General features: G+C 55.5%; 5 protein-coding genes. 1 reads left to right on the top strand and 4 read right to left on the bottom strand.

Annotated features, from left to right (window positions below):
* Positions 1–1298 (bottom strand): protein adenylyltransferase SelO (locus ACI9KD_RS16665; protein WP_414982296.1); only part of this gene is annotated, 1298 nt, incomplete at its 3' end.
* Between the two features lie 112 nt (positions 1299–1410).
* On the opposite strand from ACI9KD_RS16665, the gene ACI9KD_RS16660 reads away from it, so the two are divergent.
* Complete coding sequence (locus tag ACI9KD_RS16660) at positions 1411–3363, top strand: N-acyl-D-amino-acid deacylase family protein (RefSeq protein ID WP_414982295.1); 1953 nt, start codon at positions 1411–1413, stop codon at positions 3361–3363.
* A 171-nt stretch (positions 3364–3534) separates the two neighbouring features.
* On the opposite strand, the gene ACI9KD_RS16655 is transcribed toward ACI9KD_RS16660, so the two are convergent.
* From ACI9KD_RS16655 to ACI9KD_RS16645, 3 genes are all read right to left on the bottom strand, one after another.
* A complete protein-coding gene (locus ACI9KD_RS16655; protein WP_414982294.1) occupies positions 3535–3864 on the bottom strand; it encodes a hypothetical protein in 330 nt (109 codons plus the stop codon).
* 41 nt (positions 3865–3905) lie between these two features.
* Positions 3906–4709 (bottom strand): alpha/beta hydrolase, encoded by an 804-nt coding sequence (locus ACI9KD_RS16650; protein ID WP_414982293.1) that lies wholly within the window; start codon positions 4707–4709, stop codon positions 3906–3908.
* Positions 4710–5183: 474 nt separating this feature from the next.
* Positions 5184–5622 (bottom strand): nucleoside hydrolase (locus ACI9KD_RS16645; protein WP_414982292.1); only part of this gene is annotated, 439 nt, incomplete at its 5' end.

Raw genomic sequence — 5622 nt, 5'->3', positions numbered from 1 at the left:
CGGGGAATGAACGCAGGGCTTGCCGCGAACATTCGAATTTGCCGCGTGGCAGCATCGCTGTTTTGGGCCTGCTGACGCTGCATCCAGCGCGGCATCCATTCCAGCAGTTTCTGTCCCGGCGAAAAGAGCGCTCCAGCGCCGGTATTCTGTGCGCCGGGATTGATCTCATCGGCCAAAAACCGGAAAGCGAGCGTAAAGTCGGCCTGATCTTCCTGCAGTGCGGTAAAAAGCTCGTCCGCAAGCGTGATGTCCGATTGGTTCATATCGCTTAGGCCCAGTTTGTCCGCAAGTCCCGCCTGATAGGCGTTCTCAAACGTTTCTGTAAAGCCCTGGAGAGCCTGTTTGGCCGCTTCTACCGCAGCATCCGTATCCTCGTTAATCAGCGGTAGCAGCGCTTCGGCCAGACGCGCCAAATTCCACTGGGCGATACCCGGCTGATTGCAGTAGGCATAGCGGCCTTGCTGATCGATGGAGCTAAATAGAGTTTCTGGGTGAAACTCCTCCATGAAGGCGCAGGGTCCGTAGTCCACAGTTTCTCCGCAAAGCAGCATGTTGTCGGTATTCATGACGCCGTGCACAAAGCCCAGCAACTGCCAGCGGGCTATCAGCCTGGCTTGAGCTTCAATCACTGATTCAAGAAGCGCCGTGGCAGCGTTATCGGCGCCTCTGCGATCGGGGTAGTGGCGTTCGAGTACGTAGGTGACGAGGGTTGCCAGGGACTTACGATCCTCGCGCGCGGCAAAGTACTGCATGGTGCCTACCCGGATATGACTGGAGGCCACACGGGCGAGCACGGCGCCGGGCGCTACGCCGTCACGGACTACCTGCTCGCCGGTGCTTACCGCTGCGAGAGCGCGTGTCGACGGCACACCTAAGGCCGCCATGGCTTCGCTCACAATATACTCTCGCAGCACTGGCCCTATGGGGGAGCGTCCATCGCCGCCCCGAGACCAGGGTGTTCGACCGCTGCCTTTGAGCTGCAAATCGTAACGATGTCCGTTTTTGTCCAGAATTTCGCCAAGCAGTATAGCCCTGCCATCGCCCAACTGGGGATTGAAGTGGCCAAACTGGTGCCCTGCATAAGCTGCGGAGGTGGGCTCTGAGCCCTCGGCGACACGATTACCCGCAAGCACCTCAATGCCCTCGTGGGATTCGAGCCAATGGGGGTCGATATTTAGCTGTTCTGCCAGTGTTGAGTTGATCTTAATAAGCGCTGGTTTTTCTACTGGCACGGGTGTCTGAACGCTGCTAAAAGGCGAACCCAGCGCGGCAAAGCTGTTGTCAAAGGGGATAGGCATTGATGCTCCGAAAATTCGCCGGTGGAATTGGCTTGGCTTGCACTCGTAGCATGGTTACCCTTCTTGGCTCTCACGGCAACCACCGCCGTGGGGAACTCAAAGGAGATAGAGCGTGGAGTTGGTCGATCAAGACGGGCAAAACCAGAAACACGAGATAGGTAAGGCAGGCGAGAAGGACTGGCAAGACAAAGTCGATGACTTTAGCTGGGACGTACTGTTTAGAAATGCCACGGTTTTTGACGGTAGCGGCGATGCCCCCCGGCGCATGGATATCGCGGTGCGTCGAGGACGTATAGCGGCCAAGGGTACGGCGCTTCCTGAGGCCCCTGCGAGACGCATTATCGATGCCAGCGGTCAGTGGTTGATGCCAGGGCTTTTGGACATTCACACGCATCTCGACCTGGAAGTTGATCTGGATCCGCGGCTGACGGAGGTGGTCCGACATGGCACCACGACCGTGCTTTTCGGGAATTGTAGTCTAGGCACCTGTTTTGGTCATCAGCGCGATGACAGCGGTCAGGATCCGATCGTCGATTGTTTTACTCGCGTGGAGAACATTCCTAAACCGGTACTGCGAAAGTGCGTCGATGCCATCAGTTGGTCAGATACTGGCGGCTACATGGATCACTTTGCAGACATGCCCTTGGGCCCGAATGTTGGCGCTTTCGTGCCGCATTCCATGCTCCGGGTAGAGGTGATGGGTATGGAGGCTGCTATTAGCCGAGACCCTACGGAGAATGAGTTTCAGAAAATGGAATCGGTGCTTGAGCGCGCCATGCAGCAGGGCTATCTGGGCCTATCCACAGACGGGCTGCCTTTTCATTACTTGGCCAATGAGCCGCATACCGACAAACGTATTCCCACCCAGTTTGCCAGCTTTAAGGAGCTACGCCGCTTGCTCAAGGTGGTGCGCAAATACGATCGAGTGTGGCAGACCACGCCGATTATCGAGAACCGGGCCACGGCGCTTTTGTATTTTGCCCTGACCAGCGGCCGATTGTTCAAGAAGACGCTAAAGGTGTCTGCCTTATCAGCCATGGAGCTGGTGTTGGCGCCGCGCGCGACCAAGGCCTTTCTGGGTTTTGCCAAGCTGATGAACAGCTGGCTGTTTAAAGGCAGCCTGCATTTTCAGGCGCTGGGAACGAATTTTCGCGTCTGGTCCGATGGCATCGTGAGTCCTCTCTATGAAGAGTTGCCGTCAACAGCGCAACTCATCGCCCTTGAGTATGACGACGCCGAAGGGCGACACGCGCTCATGCATGATCCTGTCTGGGTGACCCAGTTTAGAAGTGACTGGATGCACGGGCGAACCGGCGGAGACTGGGCGAGCTTTAAGGCGAAAATGGGGATGCCTGATCATCTGGTGATTCGAGACCTCGATCGCCTAGTCTTTGACGGTGCGCCGGTGTCTGATTGGGACGGTGAGACTTTTAGTGAGGTTTATCAGCGGCTGCTGCGCTTCATGGACGGCGATGCCGCCCAAGCTCGATCCGATGACGAGCGGGAGGCCTTTACGGCGTTGGAAGAGCGGCCCAGCGATGACGCAGACTTCATGCTCTTCCTCATGCGAAGGTACGACAAGAGCTTTCGCTACTGGGCCGATGTATCCAACATTGGCAATCGCGCGACCCTGGATTACCTCATGCATCCCCAGGCACTGCCGGGCTTTAATGATTCCGGTGCCCATCTGACGAACATGGCGTTCTTTGACGGCAATCTCATGTCTCTCAAGCTCGCGCAGCAGCACGGCGACGCGATGGTCGCGAAGATGGTCAAGCGCCTTACTCGAGAGCCCGCTGAGTTTTTCAACATTGATGTCGGTACGCTGGATCTTGGGGCGCAGGCGGATATGGTGCTGATCGATCCAGAGGTCCTGCGAGACTGGGATTGCAACGACACTCGGGAGTATATTTTCCGGGACCTGTTTGAGCATCACCAGATGGTTAATCGGCCGCCAGCTATCGTGCGTGAAGTGATGATCCGGGGGCAGCTGGTCTGGGAGGAGGGTGAGTTCACACAAGCATTGGGAGTCGAAACTCTTGGTAGGGCGCTCCGCGCAGCCTAAGTTTAAAACTCAGGCTTTATCCGACGAACAGAACTTCGTCAGTTCCAGTTAACGGCTGCTTTGTTCCGCAAAGCGGTCGTTAATAAAAGCCCGTCTGGGCTTCGGATGTAATCCCGTATCACATCAAAGTAGTCATCAGCTGGTTGCGACCCCTAATTTTTATAGGCCGCACTATTTTTCTGAATCGAAATATTTATCAAGAATGCCGCTCTCGTTTAACACTTTTTCAAGTTTATACACACGATACAACGCAGGCGCACCAAAGATCATTCCTATTGGATCCATAGTTTTTACGCTCCCTCGATTAACATTATTTTTGAGAGTAAGTCCGGGGGAAAGACCACACTTTGTGGCTCCTGCCACCGGCGACAGCTTGATTAAAAGACCGCCCGCGAACTCACCATAGACCAGGAGATAGGCGAAAGCTGTCTCTGGCGATGTCTCTGAACACCTCAAAGGGGCTACAAGACCCGCCACGATGGGCTTGATTTTGACGGCCATATTCGGCGATTAGTGACTGTTCGGTCTCGGAAATAATTGGTCTAACTGCCGGTGATGGGCACCGTCCGAGTCTCGTATAGCGGGGCCTGCTCAAAGAGATGGGCATCCAGGAACTGGGCAGCGAGTTCCTGCAAGGTGGTGCCATCAACAGTCAATGTCGTCACTGGTATCTCGTCAAATCCATGACCCGCGCCTGTGATTGTGTAGAACGCGTACGGCACAGAGCTGGCCTCGGCTTCTCGTTGAAGCTCAAGCGCCTTGGAATACGGTACGGTCGGGTCGGCATCGCCGTGGAGGATGAAAATCGGCGCGTCTGAACTCGCCATCACGCCCGTCTCAACGAGCCCGCCCCAATGATTGATAAAGGCTCTGGGCTTTGTGAGCGTGACATCGTAGTTATCGAGAGCGTAGGCCACCGCCATGCCAAGAAAGGCACCCGCGGAACCACCCCAAAGCGCCATTCTCGAGTTGTCTATGCAATGTGCGCTGCTATTGGCCTCGAGGTACCGTATTGCATTTGCAACGTCTTGTGTTGCGCTCGCAATGGTATTTGCACGTCGCTCAAGCTGCGGTGAGTTAGCGGCGTTAGAAGCGGCTAAAAGGCCATTACGAAACGGCACAAATTGGGTCGACGGAGTCGGTTCTTCGCCTTCGAGACGATAGTTGACTGAAACAGCCACGTAACCGCGATTCGCCAGGAACTTTGCATAGGAGGGCAAAGGGGCCTGATCTTTTCTACCTTGGGTAAATCCACCGCCGTGGATCATCACGACGTAGGGTCTTTCGGCTTCGCAGGGCTCGCCGGACTGATAGATGTCCAGCAGCAAGGGTTTAGACCCGTTCATTACGACGCCTTCACCGTACACAAGGTCGACGACGCTTGATGGCGTCGTTGGAGTGGGGGATTGAGCCGGTGAGTCGGGCATTGATTCAGGCGCCGACGCCGTCGTACCCGCACTCTCAGGCGCTCCCCCGCCTCCCGAGCATCCCAGGAGCGTTATCGTAGTGAGGAATGCCGTCATCAATGCGTTGCGCTGTCGGATACTGCCACCCAGTTCATCAACTTTCGTTGATAGATTCTACGGCCTTGTTAATGTTATCCGTCGTTAGTGGGTGAAATTGTGGCGAGAGATTTCATTAATGAGAAGTTGGCAAGCTTTGACTTTGGGTCTGGAGCAGTGGTGGAAGTCACTTAGATCTAATGCCTCAAAGTAGGCGAAAGGGGTCTAAGTCGCTCCCCACCATGATTAAGAGTTGATGGCAGCCAACGGGAGTAGAGGGGCCATCAAACTAAACTATTACAACTAGATCTCGTCCAGCTATGGATGACTGGCAAATACGCTGAAGTACTCCGTAAAAAATGCTTCGGGGTCGACGTGGCTCGCTACCCGTGTCGCGCTCTTTGTGTTCGCGATAAACGATGTCACACCGGGCATAGGCTCGCTCTCAAGGTTCACGGCGACGTTCCCGGCGATGAAGTCGCAGAGGCCGGGATTAAACAGCAGCGCCGCTGCCAGCGGGTCATGAAAATGCAGAAGTTCACGCTCGGCGAACCACACCGCCGACCAATCCAGCACCGTCTCCAAGAGGGGATCTTGTTGGAAGTGTCGGGCAACTTGTTCCGGACTCATACTGACCTGCCAGGTAATGTCCAGGCCGATAGCGCTGATTTTTGGAACTGCGGCCGAGAACACCTGCGCTGCGGCGTGAGGATCCACGATGATGTTCCACTCTGTCGGACCCCAGGGCGTTGGATAA

It is taken from the genome of Congregibacter sp. (assembly GCF_047617445.1).
In the GTDB taxonomy this organism is placed as follows: domain Bacteria; phylum Pseudomonadota; class Gammaproteobacteria; order Pseudomonadales; family Halieaceae; genus Congregibacter.
Note: the sequence above shows the minus strand (reverse complement) of the source record. Positions and strands in the feature narration are given on the sequence as shown.